Origin of the sequence: Peredibacter sp. HCB2-198, from assembly GCF_045999315.1 — a bacterium.
Taxonomy (GTDB): Bacteria; Bdellovibrionota; Bacteriovoracia; order Bacteriovoracales; family Bacteriovoracaceae; genus Peredibacter.
Map to the genome: position 1 here is coordinate 3,198,633 of NZ_CP174607.1, position 22,333 is coordinate 3,220,965.

Sequence of the window (22,333 nt, forward strand, 5' to 3'; positions counted from 1 at the left end):
ACGAGGTCAAGATGCCCGAACTACCGGAAGTCGAAACATTCAGACGCCAAATAGAAAAGAAACTTAAAGGGAAGACCATCAAAGATGTTCATGTGGCCCCTGACAAGTTGATCTTTGCAGGAAAATCTCCTGCATTCGTAAAAAAAAATTTACAGGGGGCCAAAGTCAAGAAATGCCACCGTAAAGGGAAATACATCTGGTTTGAAATGAACAAAGAAATTCTTCCGGTGTTTCATCTTGGTATGACTGGATCCTATATTCTAAGTGATAAATTCCCTGACAGATCCATGAAGTCAGTGAAGCTTGTTCTTGAAATGAGTGATGGAACAATTCTCACTTACAAAGACCCTCGACGCTTCGGAAGAATTTTTTTATTAAAAGATCCTCTGGAACATCGTCCTTTGTCCCGTCTAGGTCCGGATGTCATGAATGAACTTCCTTCAGTCAAAGAGATGAAAAAGATTCTGACAAAAAGAAAGGCCCCGATAAAGGCCGTGCTCCTGGATCAAAGTGTCTTTTCAGGAATCGGAAACTGGATGGCCGATGAAATTTTATTTCAATCTGGAATTGATCCGCATCGTTTGGCATTGTCACTTTCTCCAGCGGAAGTAAAACAATTGCATTCAAAAATATCATCTGTGACGAAACTTTCTGTAAAAGTCGGCGCCGATGATGAGAAATATCCTAAGTCTTGGCTGTTTCATCATAGATGGGGAAAGAAAGGTGGTTTGATCTCATCAGGACATGTCATCAAACATGAGACAGTGGCCGGAAGAACCACTGCCTGGGTTCCTTCAAAACAAAAGTAAAAAGGCGCTCCGAAGAGCGCCTAATAAAATTACATTCCAGTTGTTCCACCGATTGTTGATCCAGTAGTACCGCCGGTTGTGCCTCCAGTAGTTCCACCAGTGGTGCCACCAGTTGTTCCTCCAGTAGTTCCGCCGGTTGTTCCTCCAGTTGTGCCTCCAGTAGTTCCGCCGGTTGTTCCACCTGTAGTGCCTCCAGTTGTTCCACCTGTAGTGCCACCAGTTGTGCCACCAGTTGTGCCTCCAGTAGTTCCACCTGTAGTGCCACCAGTTGTGCCTCCAGTAGTTCCACCTGTAGTTCCGCCGGTTGTTCCACCAGTGGTTCCTCCAGTAGTATCAGGTGCCTCAAAAACTTTACACGAAATCGGTACAGTCACATTGTTAGGATCACTCGAATTGTTTTGGTAAGTAGGAGGAAGGGCCACATCAGCATTCGCACCATGAACAAGCAAAACAAAATCTTGCCCGACCGGTACTGATTGACGAAGTTCATCTAGTGGGAAAGAACGATCATAGGTGTATTCTCTTCCTGTTGGAAATGTACCGTCTTCTAATGTTAGAGGTAACACTCTTGGACCTACTGCTTGCTCAACTTCAACTGGATCCAGAACACCATCTTGGTTTATGTCGTCCTTTTCGAGAGTAGGACAAGTATCGGCCACATGAACATATTGCTGGTGTTCAACCGGATCAACATTTCCGCATTCCCAGTCCATAATAAAAATATTTTTTTCAATTCTGGTCTTACTGGCGTTAATAACGACGCTATTATTTATCACTGTATTAAGAATGATTGTTTGTCCTGTATCCACCGGACCTTCTTCTTCTGTTTGTTGTTCAGTTTGCGGTGTCGTGCTTGATGAATCATCGTCATCATAACCACCACACGCCCCTAAGGTCACAAGACCAGCAACGAAAAGAATTTTGAGAGATTTAGGTTTGATAAATCGCATTGAGTGCATACGGACTCCTTGTTAAAAATAAGACCCGCTTATTTTTGCAAAGAAGTGGCCAGAAAGTTGTGCGAAAGGACTTTCAGAATATTAGCAGTTAGATCTTGTAGGATGGAAGTTTACTCGGGATTCAAAGGATATTCGCCCCGTTTTTTATACAGAGGAAAAGCTCCGCCCAAAGTCATTTCGTATACCACCAGTCTGGTAATGGTGAATTTTCCAAAGTCAGTGTTCTTATGAGGAGAAAGAATATCACTCACCTCCCGATGGTTCCGTAACCGCACAACTGGAAGATATGGTTTAAATTCTTTTTCAGGATGAAGCTCAAGTGCCGCGACCATTTTTTCATAGAGAGCGCGCACTTCTTTTGAGTTCTGGACCCCTACCCATAATAATCTTGCTTCTTTGGTGTCAGGATAGGCCGACATTCCTTCGAATTTCAATTTAAAGGCCCGGGTCTGCTTAGCAACTGAATGCAAAGATGGTTCTATTCTTTGAAAGCTCTCTTCATCTACTTCACCAAGGGACACGAGGGGAATTTGTCTCTGCTCTTCCGGGAGCCATTGAAAATCGAAATTTTTTCCCTTACTCAGGTTTACCTTCAGTTTTTTGAGATCAAGCTTCAATTCACTCACATCCAGACTTAAAAAAAGTTTCATACTCCTCCACTGTAAGAGCTTATGAGATTCTTCCTCCATCCACAGCTTAATATTTAGTAGCTCGATAATGTCGGGTTTGGTAAAAAAAACAGGTTAATCATGTTTCAAATGAAAGGAAGAAAATGAGCAAGGACTTTAAACCTTTTATCTCTCACGCTGAAAAGCTTAAAGAATTTACCCTTGGGCCAATCTTAATGGGCGTCTTCCTGGGTATCCTTTTTGGTGCGTCTTCCTTATACCTTGCCCTGAAAGTTGGCATGACAGTCTCGGCCTCAATTCCCGTCGCGGTACTTTCCATTACTCTTTTTAAAGGCATCTCAAAGATGTTCGGCCTTCGTCATGCCACCATTCTAGAAAACAACATGGTTCAAACCACAGGTTCCGCTGGTGAGTCCATTGCCTTCGGTGTTGCGGTCACCATGCCGGCACTTCTGATTTTAGGATACGATTTGGATGTCGGTCGCATCATGACGGTTTCTATTCTGGGTGGTCTCCTTGGGGTCTTGATGATGATCCCTCTTCGTCAGGCCTTGATTGTGAAAGAGCACGGTAAACTCATTTATCCGGAAGGAACGGCCTGTGCCGAAGTATTAATCGTCGGTGAGAAGGGTGGATCAAGCGGAAAGATTGTTTTCGGTGGATTCTTCCTTGGTCTTTTTTATAAGTTTTTCAACGTGGGCCTTCGTCTCTGGAAAGATGTACCAGAAAGAGCATTCAGTTTCTTTAAAGGCTCAGCGATTGCCGCTGAAGTTTCTCCTGAACTTCTCGGTGTGGGCTACATCATTGGTCTCAGAACTGCGGCGATTATGATGGCCGGTGGTGTTCTTTCTAGCTTCGTGCTGATTCCTATGATTTCACTTTTCGGTAGTGCTCTTACCGAACCACTTTTTCCTGCGAAAACTCTGATTCGCGATATGGAGATTCACGACATCTGGAGAAACTACGTTCTTTATATTGGTGCCGGTGCGGTCGCGGCCGGTGGTATTATTTCTCTTTTCCAATCTCTACCGACCATCATTCATGGAGCTAAATCAGGTCTTAAAAGTGTCATGGGTTCAAAAGGCCCAACTGAATCTAAAAACAGAACTGAAGATGACCTTCCTTTTTCATTCGTCATTATTGGAACTATTCTGATGGTCCTGGGTCTGTGGTTTGCCCCCGCTCTTCACATTAATTTATTCTCAGCAGTTCTCATTGTTCTCTTTGGCTTTTTATTTGTGACTGTAAGTTCACGATTAACTGGTGAGATCGGTTCTTCTTCAAACCCAATTTCGGGCATGACCGTGGCCACTCTCCTTCTTACTTGTCTGGTGTTCTTGGCGGTTGGATGGATCGGACCCGAACATCGAGTAGGTGCTTTAAGCATTGCGGCCGTTGTTTGTATTGCGGCCTCAAATGGAGGGACCACTTCGCAAGATTTAAAAACAGGATATCTTGTTGGTGCCACTCCTCGTCTTCAGCAATGGGGACTTCTGATTGGAGCGCTTACAAGTGCCATTGTTATTGGTTACTCGCTCATTCTTCTTAATGATGCATCAACTGTTTATACCAAGAAAGTCCCTGACTACACTGTGACAAACATGAGTCTTCTCAAAGAAAAACAAAAAGTCGCCGGTGTAGAAAGTCTTAAAGATCAAAATGAATACTATGTGCTTCAGGTGACTGAACAATCAAATGCAGAAATGCTTGGAGTCTTGGGCCCTGGTAAGTATCTTGTTGATGATGCCGGTAAAGTGACCTATCTCGTAGATCCTGGAATCAATGGCTCAGTCAATAAACGTGATGACGGAACAAGTGTCACAAAGTATGAAGCGCCAAAAGCGCGTCTTATGTCTCTCATCATTGATGGTATCCTCACTCAAAAACTTCCTTGGGGATTGGTTCTTCTAGGTGTCGCTCTCGCCATTGTGCTTGAGCTTTGTGGAATATCCGCTCTTCCATTTGCAGTTGGAGTGTATCTTCCTATTTCTGCTTCAGCTCCCATCTTCGTAGGGGGAATTGTTCGCTGGTTAGTTGAAAGAAAAACTAAGGCCCCAGAATCTGAGTTAGAGGCCGATACTGGCCCAGGCGTTCTCTTCTCTTCGGGTCTTATTGCCGGTGGTTCGATTGCAGGAATTCTTCTCGCCATTACTCAAATCATGCCGGGCGTGTCAGATGCTCTGGATTTTTCGGGAAAGATGGGCGGAATGGCGACCTCTGACCTGTTTGCAACACTGGTTTTCGGTGGCGCGGCGGCGATTTTATTTGCAGTAGGAAGGAAAAAACCTAAATTATAGAGGCCAAACCCTTTCAGTTTTTATAGTATCTCGTGTCAAATTTTAACAGGGATATCTATGCAAACCATGATGAAGTACTACAAGGGCTCTATCCTATTGTCCGTTTTGGGAGGCGTGTGCGCTTTCTTCATCGGCCAATATTATTCGAGCTCTCTTGCCGGCGGTCTTTCGGCACTTTTCCTCGCAACTGTTCTCAGTGTTCTTGAAATCTCACTTTCTTTCGACAACGCCGTGGTGAATGCCATCGTTCTAAAGAAGATGACTCCGCTATGGCAGAGACGCTTCCTTACATGGGGTGTTTTGATTGCTGTATTCGGTATGAGACTTGTGTTCCCACTTCTTCTTGTAGGTGTGGTTGCACATCTAAATCCTATTGATGCTCTCGTGATGGCCGCAACTAAGCCAGACGAGTACGCCCAAATCATGCTCTCAGCTCACGTAAGTATTGCGGCCTATGGTGGCGCCTTCCTTATGATGGTTGCTCTTAAATACTTCTTCGAAGAAGGTAAAGACGTTCACTGGATCAGTGTTATCGAAGCTCCCATCGCGAAGCTTGGCCGAATGGAAGCGGTAGAGATTGCTGTGACTCTTATTACCCTTTATATCTTCTCTGGATTTCAACTTGAGCATGAAAAGATGTCGTTCCTTATCAGTGGTATTTGGGGTCTTGTGACTTATATCGCTGTTGATGGAATTGGTGCCTTCCTTCAGTCTCCAGATGAAACGGAACAACTTGATCTTAACAAAGCAAGCGTAGGGATGTTCTTGTACCTGGAAGTTCTAGATGCTTCGTTCTCTTTTGACGGTGTGGTGGGTGCTTTCGCGATTACAAACAACCTATTCATTATCATGATCGGTCTTGGTGTGGGTGCTATGTTCGTTCGTAGTATCACGATCATGCTCGTAGATAAGGGAACTCTTAGCGAGTACCGTTACCTTGAGCACGGTGCATTCTATGCAATTGGTATTCTAGCTGTGATTATGTTCGCCGGTACTGTGAAACATATCCCAGAAGTAATTACGGGCCTTCTAGGTGCCGCTTTCATTGCGATGGCGCTTTACTCTTCAATTCGTTGGAACAAAAAGCACGCTCACTCTTAATTTAATGATTGGTAACTCAGGTCTAGGCCTGGGTTACCAATTTATGAAGTTTTAATCTTCGCCACTTCCTCTAGTCCCAATTCTCTGATCGACACTTCTCTCATCTCAACTTTTCTGATTTTCCCCGTGGCCGTAATAGGAAAGGACTCTACAAACTTCCAAAAGCGAGGAACTTTATAGTGGGCGATTTTGTTTTTACAAAAGACCTGTAACTCTTCTTCTGTGCAACTCATGCCGTGTTTGATTTTCACCCAGGCCATGACTTCTTCTCCATACTTCTCACTCGGAACCCCAATTACCTGAACATCTTCAACTGAAGGATGGGTATAGAGAAATTCTTCAATCTCTCGAGGGTAAACATTTTCACCGCCTCGAAGAATCATGTCTTTAATCCGGCCCGCGATGTTCACATAGCCTTCATCATCCATCACCGCCAGGTCACCCGTATGCATCCAACCGGCCTCATCAAGAACTTCCTTGGTGGCCTTCTCATTGTTCCAATAACCAAGCATCACTGAATAACCTCTCGTGCATAACTCTCCTGAAGTTCCTCGAGGTAAAACAAGACCGGTCTCTGGATCAATAATTTTTAACTCTAAGTGATCTTGGGCGGTTCCGACTGTGCCCACCTGTTTTTCTAAAGGAGCGCCAATCACAGTTTGAAGCGACACTGGAGAGGTCTCAGTCATCCCGTAGCAAATACTCACTTCTTTCATATTCATTTTGGACTGAACTTTCTTCATGACTTCGACCGGGCAAGGAGAACCGGCCATCACACCAGTTCGAAGAGTCTTTAGATCATAGGAATCAAAATTTTCTAGTTCAAGCTCCGCGATAAACATGGTGGGCACTCCATAGAGAGAAGTACATCGCTCCTTCTCTACCGCCTCAAGTGCTTTCTTCGGTTCAAAACTCTCCGAAGGAATTATCATACAAGATCCATGAGTGGTGCAGGCCAAATTTCCAATCACCATTCCAAAACAATGATAAAAAGGAACCGGAATACAGACCCGATCTCTTTGAGTGTAATGAAGTCTCTCACCGATAAAAAAGCCATTGTTTAAAATATTGTGGTGAGAGAGCTTTGCCCCTTTCGGAAAGCCCGTCGTGCCTGACGTATACTGAATATTAATCGGTTCATCAAAATGAAGAGAATTTTCTCGTTCATTAAGATCATTTACTGAAACCTTGTCGGCCTCTTTTAAAAAGTTCGCCCAATCATCTTCAAAGAAATAGGCCCTCTCGAGTCCTGGACAATCATTTCTCACTTCGTTGGTCATGGCCTTATAGTCACTGGTTTTGAATCTTAAAGAAGCAAATAAGTAACGACTGCCCGACTGATTGATCACATAGGCAAGTTCTGAGCTTCTATAGGCCGGGTTGATATTTACTAAGATGACACCAATTCGTGCCGTCGCATATTGCAGGAGGACCCACTCAAAACGATTGGGCGACCACACCGCAAGTCGATCCCCTTTATTCAGGCCGATGCCCAACAAAGCGCGACTGACCCGTTCAATCTCATTCCAAAGTTCTTGATAGGTGACTTTATAATTTTGATGCAGACAAATTAAAGCATCAGCAGTGGGGAATTTTTCGACTGTGCTTTTCAGGTTCTGACAAATGGTTTCACCAAGTAGTGGTGTTAGTGAAGGTGATTGAGTGTAAGATAATTGATTCATAGAGATCCTTGGACAAGAATCTCATTCTATCACTTTTAAGATTGTTATAAACTTAAGGATACCCGACTCACTTACTGAGTAGCTTACTTAAATTGGCCCTGAAACAGTTCATCTTATGGGCACGTACTCTCTGAATTTCCGCAGGCCCCTTCGACTTGGCAATTTCAAGATCAATTTTTTTCAATGCTTCATCGGCCTCGGCCTGAATCGCCGCCTTGATGGCCGCAATTCTTTTTGAGAATGAATCCTGATCGTAAACTCTACCAACTTCGTCTGTGGCACCTCTTAAAAGAACATCCGCATCTTTGCTATAACTGCTGAGTTCTTTTTCAATGGCCTTAAACTCAGTATCAAGAAACTTTGATGAAGAAATCTCTTTTGCCATCTTTTTATAAGAATTGAGATATTTCTCATAAAGATAAGGATCATTCTTAATGGCCCGAAACAGAGGATCTTCCAGGTTAATAATAAAGTCCTTGGACATTTTCAATTTATCTCGAGCGATAAGTCCAACTTGCTGAGGATGAAACGGAAACATGTGAACGCCTTTCAAAAGGTCATCACCGTCTTGAGGCATAATCCGCAAAATTGTTTTCCCTGTTTTTTTATCTTTCTGAGTAAACCAAAAGTACTCGTCCGAGATATCGCCATTTCTGATAATATTGTTAAAGGCCATAAAACGGAACATCTGATCCAGGTCCATTTTCTTTGATAACTCTTTAAAGAGTGCTTCACCTGATAAGTTTACTGGGGCCGCATAGATATCAGTAATTAGCCTCTGAAGTTCGGCTTTTTTAGCATCATCTGCTGACCAACTCATCTCCACTCGATGTGGAGACGTTTTTTTATTCGAATTTAAAGAAGAAAAGATTTCCGTTTCAGGATCGGGCCTTTTGATTCCTAATTTTTCAGTCACGTTCTCAACGTTATAGCGAGAGCGGGCGACTGCCTCAACGGAGTACCGATCAGATTGGGCCTCAGAAAGGAATTTCACAGGATGATTATTAACTAAGTGAAGGCCCGCACTTACTTTTTTGTTTTCAAGTAATTTACCGCTTTCATCAATAGGAACATACACAACTTTGGCGTATTGATTTGAAAGTTGAAAATGTGATGCCTCAGTCGCTTTTGGAACGAGACCAAATTTGTTCAAAGATCTCTGATAGAAACTTGTGGCCGCATAACCTTCATCCATAGTGAGTGGATTAATTCTGGTGGTCCCAGAAATATTTTCCACCCCAGCAATCGTATTAAGATCACCAGATACATTTTCAAGTTTCTTCACTCGTAAGTTAGGAGTCGCGGCCTTAAGAGTTGATTGCCCACCAGGACTGATCTTGCCTTTGAAGACAGATTTATCATCTACAATGAGGACCTTTGATTCGATTTTCTCTCTCTTCGTGGCATCTTCAAGAAAGAATTTATCCATGTCTTCCTGAGGAACAACAATCACGACAACATTCTCACCAGGCTTAGCGTACTTCTTCACAAGCTCCTGGGCCCTCATGCGGGCCTCTTTAGGAAATTTCTTTTTGCCATCTTTCTCTTCTTCCTGAGCATGAGCACTCAGTGAAAGGGCAAAAAAGAGAACCGCGAAATGCTTAAGCCTCATTTGTATTTTCCTGGTGAAACATCACCTCCTTTTCGACTTATTTAGGGGTTTTCATAAGTATTTGACCCAGGTTTAAGCCTGACACAGCAACCCGTCCAACTTGTTGTATTAACAAGGGATTTGACAGGATTAAAAAAATTTAATACAACTATTCCATGAAAGTTTTGGCACAACTCATCACATTCATCATGGTGGTCTTAAGTATTACATTCCTTAAGACTGACATCGACCTTCCTAAGGTTGAGAAACAGCCCATTAGCATGGAGCTCGTTTTGGACCTTGCTGATGATATGGCCGATCCGGAAACCGAGGAAGATAGTGAAATTGAATTTCATGAAACTGAGTACTTCCTCAGCAACCAAAAATATATTTTCTCGCCGGAAGTAGGGACTCACCTCTTCCTGGATGACTATCCCACATTTTTCCATTCCTATATCCATTCCATCTACGTGCCTCCACTTACTCATTCTCTTTCTTAGTTAATCGTTCGTTCACTAAACATTTACTTTGAGTTTGAAGGAGTTCCTATGATGGAAGCTGCTGTTAAATATAATTTTAAGTCCCCGGCCGACGAGGCCTTGGATAATCTCATGAAGGGTAATGAACGCTTCATGAATAATATGAGAATCAACCGTAACCTACTTCAACAGGTTCAAGAAACCAAAGAAGGCCAACGACCATACGCCGTTATTATTAGCTGTATGGATTCTCGAACTTCTCCAGAGCTGATTTTTGATCAGGGTCTGGGTGACATTTTTAGCATCCGAATCGCGGGTAACGTTGTTACTCCGGAGATCATCGGAAGCGCCGAATATGCCTGCAAAGTAGTGGGTTCTAAACTCATTATGGTTCTTGGCCACCACGGATGTGGTGCCATAAAAGGGGCCCTTGATAACGTAAAGCTTGGTCACTTGCCTACTATTACTGATCGTATTCAATTTCACGCTTACAACGGAGCGACGGTTGCGGACGTGACAGTAAACAATGTAAAGGCCGGAATGCGTGATCTTCACGAGAAATCAGAAATTCTGGGCCAGCTCGTAAATGACCAGGAGATCAGAATCGTAGGCGGCGTTTATGACATTTCAACAGGTGAAGTAGAACTCATCGGAGATCATCATGAATGCTAAGCTTACGGTCCTACTAACCTTGGCCCTTATGGTATTGACTGTTAGTTGTGCTTCCCATGAGCCCAATGAAGTAACTTTCGATACCAGGGACGAGGCGAGGGCCTTCCGCTAATCCTCTTAGGGCCACTTTAAGTGGCCCCTTACTCCTATGGACAGGTATGTATTGTGAGAAGACTTCTTAGTTTTATTCTTTTATTTATTATTTCTTTCAGTATTTCACTACCGAAAGGAATTTGTGCCTCTGGCATCATAGGCATCGGTGGGCCAGTTTCCATCGAAAACTTTTTTGATATGGACAGTGATACGTCTGACGATCGGCCAGAAGATAATGGCCATTGCAAAAAAGTGGATGCGGCCGAACCATACTTTATTCCCACACGTTTTCATCTAAACGTAAAACTGAATGCTGTAAACTTTCTGGAAAGACTCCCTTCTTTCATCGCCTCTTACTACAAAATCTTCCACGTCCCTCCCTCTCTCTAGTCTCCACTTCATTTCATCCATTTTGCTTCATTAAATTTTAAGTTGGAGAACTTATGTCACGTACTTCATTTGTGGAGTTCCTTGTTTCAAGGAACCGGGATTTTATTAACTTATATAACTCTGAATCTGCCCTTGGACTTGTAGAAACTATTCGTGGTGGAGAGAAAAAAGCTGACGATAAAAAACACTGCGTCGTTGTTTCTTTTGATCCTCCATTGAACTCACCACCGATTGTTTTTAACTGGGGTTCAAATGATGTTTGGTATTTAAAAAATGCGACCATCAATGAGAACTTTTTTAATCACATGGACGATCACATTGATAAATCAGAAACGCCTTATGTGATCTTTTTAGAGAGACACTGTCTCGCTCATAAAAGAAAGATCCAACGTTTTATCAAAAATTACAGGGATCAAAAATTCCGAAATCGTCCCTTAGAACAAATGCCAAAATTTATTTTGGCCGAGTACAAAACCCCGATGAGCAAAATTAAACTCACCGAACTTGTAGGAGGACCACATGATACATTGCTTTCTTAGTGATCTCTATAAGAAGAAATTTGTCGTCCTTTGGATGCTTTTGTCATTCAAGGCCGGGTACCTTAATGCGGCCGGATTTCTTGCCACAGGAAAATTCGTTTCCCATGTGACAGGTTTCGGAACTCAAATGGGGGTCTCACTCGCCCATGAAGATTATTACTTCGGGGCCGAACTTTTAATCATTCCTCTGGCCTTTATATTCGGTTCCATGATCCCATCACTAATTTTAGACCGAAATTATGATGAAGGAAAAATTCCGCCTTATCCAATGGTGCAGTTTTTGATCACCATGCTTCTGGGGGTGATATTCTTCTTGGGAACCAGCGGATGGTTTGGCGATTTTAGTACTCCATCAGATGATTTACACGACATCATTCTCATTGGTCTGCTGTGCTTTGTCTGCGGTATGAAAAATGGTCTGACCACCTGGGCGACCTATGGAAAGATCAGAACCACACACTTAACAGGGCTTGCGACAGATATTGGTCTGCACCTTCCGAAACTTTTTCGGGGAGGACACAAAAGTAGGTTTCCGGAGCCTAGAAGAGTGAACACAGTAAGACTTGCTACCTTTGTGAGCTTTTCAATCGGTTCACTGGTGGCCGCCTTTATCTTTCCCAATTTCGGCTACTCTGGGTTTATCTTCCCGTTTGTTTTATCTGTAGGGTTACTGGCCATTTCATTTATTAATTATAATGAAGCGAAGAAAGAACAAGGTATGACCCATGAAAAAGCGAAGGTGGCCTGATAAGGGCCACCTTTTTTAGATTTATTTTAAAATGTGATAATCCTCTGTTTTAGCATCAAACGTAAACCAGGGATGTACTGTCCAATAGAAAGCTGGTCTATCAAAGAAGGTCCCACGGATACTTTCTAAAATGGTCTTTGCGACGCCCTGATTTCTTTTTCTCTCTGAAACTGAAAGATTAAAAAGAAAACAAGAACTCTTTGAAACGCCAACAATGGCAGAGGCATAAATCCCTTCCTGATCTTCCAGATAGAAATGAAAATGGGGGGTATCAAGCTTTGCAAGGAAAGGTAATAGTCTTTCTATAAAGATTACTGCATTAGAATTATGCTGCTTTTGGTATTCCCAGAAAATCGAACTGTGAATGGCCTCATTCAAAGTTTCTTGCTTCGATCTGATCTCAAACGAAGCAGGTGGAAACACACAAAGCTTAAAACTCTGAGTGAAGACCTTATTTGTAGGACCAACGACATTCCTCACTCCAAAATGAACCGACATGAGAGGTTCGGGAAAACCAGGAATATCAAACTCCCTATTTCCAACCTTAAACTCTCCGAAGACCTCATCCCAGTAAGTTTCAATCATGCCAGTCTCAAATGTAATTTTTTGAAGCCTGAAAATGATAACGAATAATGATCACGTACAGATTCCATGGCTGAATCAACTTCGAAAGCAGGAATGACTTTAAACAATTCCTCGAATAAAGTTTTCATTTCCATTCGCGCAAGCTTCGCTCCAATGCAGTAATGGGGCCCATGTCCGTAAGCAAAGTTTGGAACCTTGCGATGGATATTTAATTCTTCTGGGCGTTGATCAAGAGGAAGATCACGATTAATGGCATGAGAGGAGATAAACATAACGTCCCCAGGAAGAATGGGCTGATTTCCAACTTGGGTCGCTTTTCGTGCCACTCTAAAAATAAAGGTAACTGCGGGATCAAGTCTCTTACATTCTTCAAGCATTTGTGGAACCAAGCTGACATTTTCTCTTACCTCTTGTTGAACCTTTGGATTTGTGGCCAAAAGGAACATAATATTACTGATCTGGTCAGTGGTAGTGGCCATGCCTGCCACGAGCATCATGATTAACTGAGAGATGACTTCATCATCTGTCAGATTTAAGATGGGCTGAGCACGAAGAGTGATAGAAACATAGTCCTCTCCAGGATTTTTGCGTCTTTCATCAATAAGTTTCGTAAAGTAAGTTTTGAGCGAAAGGGCCGCGGTATTAACCTCAATCCCATCTTCATTCCTGTACTGAGAGGCCCCACCAAAGAAACCCGTCATAGTATTTGACCACTGGAGGAACTGAGGTCGATCGTCTTCTGGGACACTAAAAAGATCGGCCAGAACGACGGAAGGTAATTTCTTCGCCACCGCTTCTACGAATTCAAAATGGGGCCGGTCTTTAATGTCATTAACCAGACCTTTGACAGTTGCTTGAAGCTTGGCCGTAAACTTTTCTAAAATATGGTCCTCAAATCCACCGGCCGCAAGCTTTCGCATATTCGTATGGGTATGATCATCGCTCATTACCATCATTTTCTTCACAACTCCAAAAAAGTCCTGAATCAAACGAAGATCAAGATTAGGCATACGCGAAATAAAGAACGAACCTCGATCAGCACTATAAGCATCGCTAGTGAGAATTTCTTTTGCGTGCTGGCTCTTGGTGATTACATGAAAATTACCCTTCTCCCAAAAATACACTTCACCGTAGCTCCGAATATAGTTAGCGAATGCATCTGGGAACTCAGCGGTAGAGGCCTTCTTTTTGAAATCTAAAAATGACATGCCGGACTTAGTGATTTTCATGGATCTCCCTTTTGGTGACCCATTCATATCGAATTTGGTTAAATAGATATATTCTATGACAAATATAGTTAATATAGGCAATTATATATACCAAGGTCTTCTTTCAAGAGGTCTTGAAGAGTGTTAAAAGGCATGGCCAATAAGGCCAAATCTCTAGCAGATAGCTCCGGGCAAAGCCCTTTAATTTGATTTTCAGTCATTTCCCAGATCTTTGGATAAATGGCAAAGGCCTCAAGAAAGAACTCTGGATTGAGTTTTAAAACCTTCTCCACCAAAAGTCCCGCCATCTTATAGGCCTCTGAATCGGTGATACTCTGCCCCGTTTCTCCCAGAGTCTTTTCAACATACCACCAGGAGAAATACACCGCGAGACCCTCTTCAAGAACATTGGCGGTGCACCCTCCTGAAGGTGACAGTAAATGAATGCACTCATGAGCTAGCTGATAAAGGGCCAGGGTCTCAGAGATCTTGGCCGAATAAGACAATTGAATAACAATGTTCTTTTTGGATTTCGGATACCAGATTCTTGGCCCCGATTCACAGAATTCAATCCCGAGAATCGTAAAGTCCTTATTGCGAGGACCATACATCTCTTCAGCATAGGTCAGCATATCACCAAGTCTTGAAGCGAGAGTCCAGGTAAAACCGTTGGGAATTTCTTTGGCGGTTATTAGTGATTCGTTCACAAAAATGATTATCCGAATTTTTATTCCGATCTAAAACATAATGAGGATTTAAGTCCTGATTCCAGGCGAAAACAAATAAGATTTAAACAAGATATAATCGCTTGAAAAAGGGTCGTTTTCATAAAAAACCGTGCATTGAGATTTGGGCCTGGTAAAATTCTCTTAACGAGTTCATTCATTAAGCTCAATGTTGCACGTTTCTTCAAAAGCTTAAAACACTTAAAGGATTAAGTATGAAAGCTTATCTCAAGGCCACTCTTGGCTCAATCATGATCAGTGTTCTTGCTACCGGCTGTAACCAAGATTCATCAAGCTCAAATTCTGTCTCTACCAATTTCGCCGTGACTGGTTCTGGCCAAAACGCAGTTGCTCAAAATCAACTGCAGAAAGCTTTTTCTTTTCTCGTTCCGTCTGCAGTTGCTCTAACTCCGGCCCCCTTAGTTGATGCTAATGGATCAAATGTTGATCTCAATGAGGCATGGATTGTCTTGAGACACATTCAATTTAAATCTTCCGAATCAGAAGATTCAAATGCAAGCAATGTTGCTCATTACAATGGACCTTTTCACATTAACCTGCTGAGTGATCAACCCGCTTCCTTCGGAGAAATTATTCTGCCGCAAGAAGGTCTACGTCGAGTCAAAATGCTTTTGCATAAAGGGAATTCTATTCCGGCCGATGCTCCAGCAGCATTAAGTGGGAAAAGCATTTACTTCAATGCAGTCGTTAATTCCCATAATCTAATCTTTGCGGCCGACGAAACCACTGATTTTCAAATTAGTGGCCCAAATGCAGTTGTGCCTGAAAGAGACAAAGATCTCCTTGCCGTTATCAGAATGGCCGATCTTTTTAAAAAGATTGACCTATCAGGGATTAGCGGAGACACAACCATCACTTCTGCTTCAAGATTTCCGGCGGTGAATCCATGTCCAGAAATTCATCCTACCGCCTCTGATCTATATACTTGTTTTCGTATGGGCATTGGGCAAGAAGCTCGTTTTGGAAAAGATGACGGAGATAAAGACCTGGATGCTGGAGATGAAATTGTAAACGAATAAATAACCATCTACTCCTCTGCAACAGGCATATTTTAATATTGCCTGTTGCAGAGGATATACATCTCCCTTCCCTTAGATTAAAATTTGTCCATGTATCAGCTCAGACCTTATCAGCAGGAAGCTGTTGATAATACCATTAAATATTTTCAGAAAAAGCGTGATCCAGCTTTGATTGTTCTTCCTACCGGAGCAGGAAAAAGTTTGGTCATTGCGGAAATGGCGCGAATTGCTCGAGGACGAGTCATGGTTCTCGCTCACGTGAAAGAACTCGTTGAACAAAACTATCTGAAATACACGAGCTACGGTCTGGAAGCAGGAATCTTCTCAGCAAGCCTAGGGAAAAAGGATTGGGACCAAAAGGCCATCTTCGGAAGTGTGCAATCCGTGGCCCGAGCGCCGGAAGAATTCTTCCAGGGCTTCTCTCTCCTGGTTATTGATGAGTGCCATCGCGTGGCCGAAGACGGTGATACCCAATATCAAGAAGTCATTGAGAAGCTTCGGAAGAACAATCCCAATATTTGTATTCTAGGTCTAACCGCGACTCCGTATCGTTTGGGTCTTGGCTGGATCTATGAGTATTCTCACACTGGTGAGCTTAAAACAGAGCAGAAGCGCTTCTTTAAACAGTGCTTGTATGAATTACCTCTGAGCTACATGATAAAAAATAAGTTTCTCACTCCGCCAGTGAAAGTGGACATCCCAGTAACTTGTTATGACTTCTCGGAACTCTCTGAGAAAAATCGGATGTACACCCAATCTGAGGTGGAAGAGCTTCTCAAAAACCAAAAACGCCTTACTCCCCTCATTGTAAAAAACATTATCGACATTACCGAACGCTTTAATCGCAAAGGGGTAATGATTTTCAGTGCCAGTATTAAGCACGCGGAAGAAATTCTTTCTCACCTACCGGAAGGAGAGGCCCGCTTAGTGGTGGGTGACACAGAAATTTCTGAACGAGATGAAATCGTTCAAGAATTTAAAGAAAGAAAATTCAAATATCTCGTTAACGTGTCTGTTCTAACAACGGGCTTTGATGCTCCTCACGTGGACGTTATCGCAATTCTTCGTCCAACAGAATCTAATAGCCTTTATCAACAGATTGTGGGACGTGGACTTCGTCTTGAGCCAGGAAAAACTGATTGCTTTATTCTGGATTATACAGGAATGGGGCATGACATCTACACCCCTGAAATTAGCGATAAACGACCCGCTAAAGAGTCTGTGCCGGTGTTTGTACCTTGTCCTAAGTGCGGTTTTGAGAATACATTCTGGGGCCTAACAGATTACGATGGGGACATCATTGAGCATTATGGCCGCAAATGTCGTGGGGCCAACCATGATGTGGCGACCTTGCAAGTCACCCCATGTGGCTACCGCTTCCGTTATAAACTTTGTCATGCCTGTGGAACTGAAAATGATGTCACGGCCCGGGCCTGTGAAAAATGTGATGCGACACTTATTGATGCAGATTCAAAATTAAAACAGGCCAAGCTCTCTAAGAACGCTCATGTTCTCACACCGGACAAAATCACCTTCGAAGAACGATTAGATAAAAACTCTAATCCTTACTTAGAAGTGAGATACTATGATGCCGACGCCAAGTATTTAAGCGAGGCCCACTTTTTTAATAATCCTTCTTCTTTTAAAAAATTTCAGATCAACTTTTTACGCTCACACTTAAGACGTCCAGAACTCTCCACGGCGATGACAACTCCTCAAGATGTGATTAAGTATCAAAAGCTATTGCGATTGCCTTCTTTTGTGATCGCGAGAAAGCAGGATAAATTTTGGAAGATAACTGAGAAGGTTTTTGCTGAGGAACTTTAGTTTCATGACATCCAATAAATCGCGCTCCCGCTGGGCCATTAGCTGTATGTTTTTCCTCCATGGCCTGTGTTTTTCTTCATGGGGATCTCGCATCCCGGCCATTCAGGACATGCACTCTCTCACTGAGGCTGAATTAGGAACTCTCCTTTTAACACTCCCAATCGGTTCTATTCTTTCCATGGCACTGGCCGCGGCCTTTGTTTCAAGATTTGGAAGTAAAAAAGTTCTTTTTGGTGCGATCCTCCTTTACCCAACCCTTCTAGTGACTTTAGGGTTAGCACAATCTGTTTGGCAGCTATCAATCCTCCTGATGCTTTTTGGTCTTGCGAGTAATCTCGTTAACATTTCCTTGAACACTCAGGCAGTAGAAATTGAGACCATCTACCAACGCTCCATCATGGCCTCTATGCACGGACTTTGGAGTCTTGCAGGATTTGTGGCCGCTTTTGTTGGTGCTTTCATGATTGAAGGGAACTATGTCCCTTACCAGCATTTCCTTTTTATTTTCGCTGTCATTGTCATCATGGCCCTTATTGCGTCTTCAAATCTTCTTCCGGATCAACCGAAAAAATCAGCGGCGAGTACTGGTCTTTTTAAACTTCCTGAAAAATCACTCCTTATCTTAGGAGTCATCTGTTTTCTTTCTATGATCTGTGAAGGGGCCATGTTTGACTGGAGCGGGATCTACTTTAAGAAAGTTGTTAATGCTGAAGGTGGTTGGGTCGGTGCGGGCTATGTGGCCTTTATGTCAACCATGGCCGGAACAAGATTTGTTGCGGATGGTTTCAGAGAAAAGTTCGGAATGAAAAAAACTCTTCTCGTAAGTGGTTGTCTGATCGCAACAGGTCTTATGATGGCGGTGATCTTTCCCTATCTTGTTCCATCACTCATTGGCTTCTTGTTAGTAGGATCAGGTGTTTCGGCCGTGGTCCCCATGGTTCTGAGTGAGGCCGGAAAAACCACACCCTTATCACCAAGTTCTGCCATTGCTTCCGTATCTACCATTGGCTTTTTTGGATTCCTCTTAGGACCACCACTTATCGGTTGGGTGGCCGGCGTTTCAAGTTTAAGGATCTCATTTACACTTATTGCTTTGATGGGACTCCTTATTGCTGTTCTTTCAAGAAAGAGAAGCTGAAGTTTTAACAAACAGGACAATTGACTACAGGCTAATTAATGTCATAATTAATTAACTTATGGATATAGATAGAATTCGCTATTTCAATGTCTTTGCTGAAACCGGCTCTCTAGTACGGGCCTCAGAAGTTTTACACATTTCTCAACCAGCTCTTTCAAAGGCACTAAAACTACTAGAAACAGAACTTGAGATGAAGCTCATTGAACCGGAAGGTCGAGGGTTAAAACTCACTCCCGCGGGACAGGCCCTGAGAGCTGAGACAAAATCTCTGCTCACTCAATGGCTACAAGTTAAGGAAAAAGTTCGCCGCAAGGAAATAACTGAGCCTACCCGAATCGGAACCTTCGAGGTCTTTTCCACATACTTTTTAAAACATTTGGCGAACACAGTGGATTTCCAAAATTTGGAACTGTTTGAATTGCGTCCGGGAAAAATGGAAGACGCACTCTTACGAAATGAAATTGATATTGGGATCACCTATCTTCCGATTCCCAAATCTGGACTTGATTTAACAGAGGTCACAAAAGTTAAAATGGCCGTTTATGGAAGAAAGGAAATGCTTCATAGACCTTTGGGCGAGTTACCCTTTGTAGTGCCTTTAGATCCAGTCGAAGGTGCTCCAACTAAGGTCACCGGTCTCGATGGATGGCCCGATCATAAAATACCAAGAAAAGTGTCTTATCGTGTGACTCTTATGGAGTCGGCACTGGAACTTTGTCGCAGAGGACATGCCGTCGCTTATCTTCCGTCTTTTATTGTTGAGGCCCATAATGAAATGTTATTGGCCGAATATCGTCTCCATGAAATTCAAAGTCCTATTCCGGTCAAAGATAGACTTCAACCTGTCTATCTTGTCCATAAAACTAACAATGAAGATTCAAAGCTTCACCGTCAGATTGCTAAAGCGTTGCGAACCATTTAATCAGGAAAATTGATTCTTCTTTCTGTACTATTGTCTTCGGAGATATTGATTCCGTTAGGAAGAGTAATTTTAAATATTGTGCCTTTGGCATCGCTGCTATCAACTTCAATTTCACCATGGTGGGACTCAACAATCCCTTTTACCAATGAGAGGCCAAGTCCCCATCCCTTTTTACCACTGTTCAAAGCATTTTCAGCTCGTCTAAAAGGTTCAAAAAGTGTCTTGAATAGACAATGAAAAATAAAAAGCTTTGGAAATCCTTTTGCTAATTTTTAAGAACAATTTAAAATCACCATCATAGTCAGGCATTATCCTCTATTTGTGCATGAACACTTGCCCAACTTTTTATTGCAGATAAGAGTATTGCTGAGGTCCTTATGAGTGAAGAGCTGCTAAGAACTGTCGTTGCCTGTCTCGTGCGATTGACCGAGGCCGGTGCCACAATTGTCATCTTTACTGGGACCGTTGTCTGCTTTTTTCAATATGTCATGAATGGCATTAGACCTAGTTCAAAGCACTCATTTTTAAGTATTAGAATTAACCTAGGTCGTTTTCTTGCCTTGGGTTTAGAGTTTCAACTGGCCTCAGATCTGCTAAGGACAGCGGTTGCCCCCTCCTTCGAAGAGATAGGAAAACTTGCTGCAGTAGCGGCCATCAGAACTTCCCTCAATTACTTTTTGAGCAAGGAGACATTGACCACGAAAGAGGAAGTCAAGCCATCAGAGAGTTCCAAAAACTTCTCTATTACGAAATAAACTACCCAACCGATCCAAACACTGATTCCAGACTTTCTCCCATTCCACCTTTGATTTCTCATCAGGGAATCCTCTTTCAGTGATTGTAACGAGCGTTCCTCCTGGCTTTTCACTAAAAGTATAATAGGTCTCTAAATTGCCAAATATTTTGTTTCCATTCTGATCAAGAACATCACAAACATCGGCCAACTTTGTACCAGGCATGAACTCTTTAATATTGCCTAAAAGAACTATACTTTTATTTTCGCCAGTATATTCAAATCGAAACTCTCCACCGGCCCTAGGAACTAAAACAGGAACTTTTAAAGACATACCTTCAGGGTAGTCCCACATCTCTAATAAGTCTGGTCTAACGAAAAAATCAAACAGTTCCTCTCTTTGAGTAGGAATGAGTCGCATAATTGATAAATCTGTATTCATACCTACCCCCCTAGCGCGTTCTTTTTTGTTTATCATCAGAAGGTGAATATTTTTGACCTTTTGGTGTTTTAGTTGATCTACTTTTTTTGTCTCTGCCAAAATTTTTCATAACAACCTCGCTATATCTCATTCAGCTTCAGAATGAACCGAGAGGGCCGTCTTAGCATCTAAAAGAGAGCTTAAAAGAGACGAGACTAAATGACTTTGGTCCAATCCAAAGAACCATTGAGGCCCTCACGAATCCTATAAATACCTAGTTTTGAGCGTAGGCGATTGTCGTCATCAAAGCATTTTCAGCTTGTCTTGAATCCAGTCTTGTATGTTGAACAACAATTGGAACATCGGATTTGATGGTACTCGCAAAATCCTTCCCTTTTGGAATTTCAAGAGAGTTAAATCGAAGATGCTTGGTTCTTCTGGCCTCCACTACTTCATGAAAAGGTCCTAGCGGTTCACGATCTGAAAAATAGATCATGATTTCAACATTGGCAGGGGAATCTCCGGCATTCAACATACAAACAGTTTCATGACTTTCAAGCTCTGGAAATTTCCCATGACTTTCCTTAGGTATATACCCTTCTGCAATGGCCCAGTTATTTTTCCCAATCTCCATTTAGCACCTCCAGATATAGAAGGCTATGTTTGTGTGTCATGACAAAGCAAGACCCCATCCTTAATTTGAAAATCGACAAAGGAGTTCTTATGGAGATCGGAGTTGTCGGATTAGGAAGGATGGGCGGAGGGCTGGCCCTTCAATCTTTGAATAAAAATATCAAAGTCAGTGCTTTCACTTTAGGTGAGGTCGGCGACGAGTTTAAAAACACAGATATTCAAATCTTCACGCGACTAAATGATCTTGTGGCATCTTTACAGAGACCCCGAAAGATATTCCTTTATGTACCGGCGGGAAAAGCTGTTGAACATTTAATCCAAGATCTGGCAAAACTCATGGATAAAAATGATATCATTATTGATGGTGGAAACTCTTATTGGGGTGATTCCATCCGTAGGCATAAAGAACTTTCAAAGAACGGCATCAGACTTCTGGATGTAGGTACCAGTGGCGGAGTATCCGGTGCTAATGAAGGTGCATGTTTCATGGTTGGTGGAGACAAAGAGGCCTTTGAAGAAATTGCTCCTATTCTAGAAAAAATCTCCGCTCCTAATGGATTTGCCTATATTGGTCCATCTGGAACCGGTCATCTTATCAAACTTATCCATAATGGAATTGAATTTGGAATGCTCCAAGCGATTGGTGAGGGCATGGCCCTGATTGAAAAGTTTAAAACAACTCTTCCCATTGATATGGATGCGGTCTTCAAAACATATTGTAATGGATCTGTTATCCGCTCATGGTTAATGGATCTCATGGCCGAACAATACCAACAAAATGCCGGGATGTTAAAAATTCCAGATTACATAGAAGACACCGGTGAAGTTAACTGGCTCATACAGGATGCCCTTGAACTTGAGGTGCCCGTTCCTGTGATCTCACATAGTGTAATGGAGCTGTTCCGCTCTCGTGATAAGAATGGCTTCGATCATCGGGCCATTTCACTTATGCGACACGGTTTTGGAGGACATCCATTCGGGCAGAAAAAAGAGCTTGAGAATGAACGACATACAAGCAGAATTAATTCCTCTTTTGGAGGTATTCAATGAAGGCCTGACTAGCTTAAATCACAGGATTCCTTAAGACTCTCAAAAGAAATTCCCCATACTAT

Annotated in this window: 25 protein-coding genes; 15 read left to right on the forward strand and 10 right to left on the reverse strand. The window is 42.6% G+C overall.

The window, feature by feature from the left end:
* The first annotated feature begins 11 nt into the window (after window positions 1–11).
* On the forward strand, window positions 12–809 hold the full coding sequence (gene mutM, locus ACJVC5_RS16235) for a DNA-formamidopyrimidine glycosylase (RefSeq protein WP_408096587.1): 798 nt from the start codon (window positions 12–14) through the stop codon (window positions 807–809).
* Between the two features lie 29 nt (window positions 810–838).
* Here the strand turns inward: mutM and ACJVC5_RS16240 are convergent, their stop codons facing one another.
* On the reverse strand, window positions 839–1,759 hold the full coding sequence (locus ACJVC5_RS16240) for a hypothetical protein (RefSeq protein ID WP_408096588.1): 921 nt from the start codon (window positions 1,757–1,759) through the stop codon (window positions 839–841).
* A gap of 119 nt (window positions 1,760–1,878) precedes the next feature.
* Window positions 1,879–2,418, reverse strand: coding sequence for an RNA 2',3'-cyclic phosphodiesterase (thpR, locus tag ACJVC5_RS16245; RefSeq protein WP_408096589.1), 540 nt, complete (start codon window positions 2,416–2,418; stop codon window positions 1,879–1,881).
* A 122-nt stretch (window positions 2,419–2,540) separates the two neighbouring features.
* On the opposite strand from thpR, the gene ACJVC5_RS16250 reads away from it, so the two are divergent.
* Window positions 2,541–4,694: an OPT family oligopeptide transporter gene (locus tag ACJVC5_RS16250; RefSeq protein ID WP_408096590.1), complete on the forward strand. Its 2,154-nt coding sequence runs from the start codon at window positions 2,541–2,543 to the stop codon at window positions 4,692–4,694.
* 57 nt (window positions 4,695–4,751) lie between these two features.
* Complete coding sequence (locus ACJVC5_RS16255) at window positions 4,752–5,795, forward strand: DUF475 domain-containing protein (RefSeq protein ID WP_408096591.1); 1,044 nt, start codon at window positions 4,752–4,754, stop codon at window positions 5,793–5,795.
* A gap of 41 nt (window positions 5,796–5,836) precedes the next feature.
* Here ACJVC5_RS16255 and ACJVC5_RS16260 read toward each other — a convergent pair whose 3' ends face one another.
* On the reverse strand, window positions 5,837–7,477 hold the full coding sequence (locus ACJVC5_RS16260; RefSeq protein ID WP_408096592.1) for an AMP-binding protein: 1,641 nt from the start codon (window positions 7,475–7,477) through the stop codon (window positions 5,837–5,839).
* A 67-nt stretch (window positions 7,478–7,544) separates the two neighbouring features.
* Complete coding sequence (locus ACJVC5_RS16265; RefSeq protein ID WP_408096593.1) at window positions 7,545–9,089, reverse strand: CotH kinase family protein; 1,545 nt, start codon at window positions 9,087–9,089, stop codon at window positions 7,545–7,547.
* 155 nt (window positions 9,090–9,244) lie between these two features.
* On the opposite strand from ACJVC5_RS16265, the gene ACJVC5_RS16270 reads away from it, so the two are divergent.
* The 6 genes from ACJVC5_RS16270 to ACJVC5_RS16295 are packed head-to-tail and all read left to right on the forward strand — an operon-like array spanning window position 9,245 to window position 11,989.
* Window positions 9,245–9,568 carry a hypothetical protein gene (locus ACJVC5_RS16270; protein ID WP_408096594.1) on the forward strand — a complete coding sequence of 108 codons (324 nt, stop codon included), beginning with the start codon at window positions 9,245–9,247 and terminating at the stop codon, window positions 9,566–9,568.
* 48 nt (window positions 9,569–9,616) lie between these two features.
* A complete protein-coding gene (locus ACJVC5_RS16275) occupies window positions 9,617–10,219 on the forward strand; it encodes a carbonic anhydrase (RefSeq protein WP_408096595.1) in 603 nt (200 codons plus the stop codon).
* A complete protein-coding gene (locus ACJVC5_RS16280; protein WP_408096596.1) occupies window positions 10,209–10,331 on the forward strand; it encodes a hypothetical protein in 123 nt (40 codons plus the stop codon). Before ACJVC5_RS16275 ends, ACJVC5_RS16280 begins: the two co-directional genes overlap by 11 nt.
* Window positions 10,332–10,384: 53 nt before the next feature.
* The gene (locus tag ACJVC5_RS16285; protein WP_408096597.1) at window positions 10,385–10,702 is read left to right on the forward strand and encodes a hypothetical protein; all 318 of its coding nucleotides are present in this window, start codon (window positions 10,385–10,387) and stop codon (window positions 10,700–10,702) included.
* A 53-nt stretch (window positions 10,703–10,755) separates the two neighbouring features.
* Window positions 10,756–11,241: a hypothetical protein gene (locus ACJVC5_RS16290; RefSeq protein WP_408096598.1), complete on the forward strand. Its 486-nt coding sequence runs from the start codon at window positions 10,756–10,758 to the stop codon at window positions 11,239–11,241.
* Window positions 11,222–11,989, forward strand: coding sequence for a YoaK family protein (locus ACJVC5_RS16295; RefSeq protein ID WP_408096599.1), 768 nt, complete (start codon window positions 11,222–11,224; stop codon window positions 11,987–11,989). The genes ACJVC5_RS16290 and ACJVC5_RS16295 overlap by 20 nt, the downstream gene beginning before the upstream one ends.
* 21 nt (window positions 11,990–12,010) lie before the next feature.
* On the opposite strand, the gene ACJVC5_RS16300 is transcribed toward ACJVC5_RS16295, so the two are convergent.
* From ACJVC5_RS16300 to ACJVC5_RS16310, 3 genes are all read right to left on the reverse strand, one after another.
* Complete coding sequence (locus ACJVC5_RS16300; RefSeq protein WP_408096600.1) at window positions 12,011–12,574, reverse strand: hypothetical protein; 564 nt, start codon at window positions 12,572–12,574, stop codon at window positions 12,011–12,013.
* Window positions 12,571–13,803 (reverse strand): cytochrome P450, encoded by a 1,233-nt coding sequence (locus ACJVC5_RS16305; RefSeq protein ID WP_408096601.1) that lies wholly within the window; start codon window positions 13,801–13,803, stop codon window positions 12,571–12,573. Before ACJVC5_RS16305 ends, ACJVC5_RS16300 begins: the two co-directional genes overlap by 4 nt.
* Before the next feature lie 68 nt (window positions 13,804–13,871).
* Entirely contained in the window at window positions 13,872–14,489 is a 618-nt protein-coding gene (locus tag ACJVC5_RS16310; protein WP_408096602.1) for a hypothetical protein, read from the reverse strand.
* A 233-nt stretch (window positions 14,490–14,722) separates the two neighbouring features.
* Here ACJVC5_RS16310 and ACJVC5_RS16315 point away from each other — a divergent pair, with 233 nt between their 5' ends.
* From ACJVC5_RS16315 to ACJVC5_RS16330, 4 genes are all read left to right on the forward strand, one after another.
* On the forward strand, window positions 14,723–15,547 hold the full coding sequence (locus ACJVC5_RS16315) for a hypothetical protein (protein ID WP_408096603.1): 825 nt from the start codon (window positions 14,723–14,725) through the stop codon (window positions 15,545–15,547).
* Window positions 15,548–15,637: 90 nt separating this feature from the next.
* On the forward strand, window positions 15,638–17,374 hold the full coding sequence (locus ACJVC5_RS16320; protein WP_408096604.1) for a DEAD/DEAH box helicase: 1,737 nt from the start codon (window positions 15,638–15,640) through the stop codon (window positions 17,372–17,374).
* Between the two features lie 4 nt (window positions 17,375–17,378).
* Window positions 17,379–18,512 carry an MFS transporter gene (locus tag ACJVC5_RS16325; RefSeq protein WP_408096605.1) on the forward strand — a complete coding sequence of 378 codons (1,134 nt, stop codon included), beginning with the start codon at window positions 17,379–17,381 and terminating at the stop codon, window positions 18,510–18,512.
* 58 nt (window positions 18,513–18,570) lie between these two features.
* A complete protein-coding gene (locus ACJVC5_RS16330; RefSeq protein WP_408096606.1) occupies window positions 18,571–19,434 on the forward strand; it encodes a LysR family transcriptional regulator in 864 nt (287 codons plus the stop codon).
* On the opposite strand, the gene ACJVC5_RS16335 is transcribed toward ACJVC5_RS16330, so the two are convergent.
* Window positions 19,431–19,676, reverse strand: coding sequence for a sensor histidine kinase (locus ACJVC5_RS16335; RefSeq protein ID WP_408099249.1), 246 nt, complete (start codon window positions 19,674–19,676; stop codon window positions 19,431–19,433). The two genes, ACJVC5_RS16330 and ACJVC5_RS16335, sit on opposite strands and share 4 nt — an antisense overlap.
* A gap of 135 nt (window positions 19,677–19,811) precedes the next feature.
* Between ACJVC5_RS16335 and ACJVC5_RS16340 the strand changes: the two genes are divergently transcribed.
* Complete coding sequence (locus ACJVC5_RS16340; protein WP_408096607.1) at window positions 19,812–20,189, forward strand: DUF1622 domain-containing protein; 378 nt, start codon at window positions 19,812–19,814, stop codon at window positions 20,187–20,189.
* On the opposite strand, the gene ACJVC5_RS16345 is transcribed toward ACJVC5_RS16340, so the two are convergent.
* The gene (locus tag ACJVC5_RS16345; RefSeq protein ID WP_408096608.1) at window positions 20,154–20,708 is read right to left on the reverse strand and encodes an SRPBCC family protein; all 555 of its coding nucleotides are present in this window, start codon (window positions 20,706–20,708) and stop codon (window positions 20,154–20,156) included. The genes ACJVC5_RS16340 and ACJVC5_RS16345 overlap by 36 nt on opposite strands.
* 154 nt (window positions 20,709–20,862) lie before the next feature.
* Window positions 20,863–21,222, reverse strand: a complete 360-nt coding sequence (locus ACJVC5_RS16350) for a sensory rhodopsin transducer (RefSeq protein WP_408096609.1) — start codon at window positions 21,220–21,222, stop codon at window positions 20,863–20,865.
* An 89-nt stretch (window positions 21,223–21,311) separates the two neighbouring features.
* Between ACJVC5_RS16350 and gnd the strand changes: the two genes are divergently transcribed.
* A complete protein-coding gene (gnd, locus tag ACJVC5_RS16355) occupies window positions 21,312–22,271 on the forward strand; it encodes a phosphogluconate dehydrogenase (NAD(+)-dependent, decarboxylating) (protein WP_408096610.1) in 960 nt (319 codons plus the stop codon).
* The last annotated feature ends 62 nt before the right edge of the window (window positions 22,272–22,333 follow it).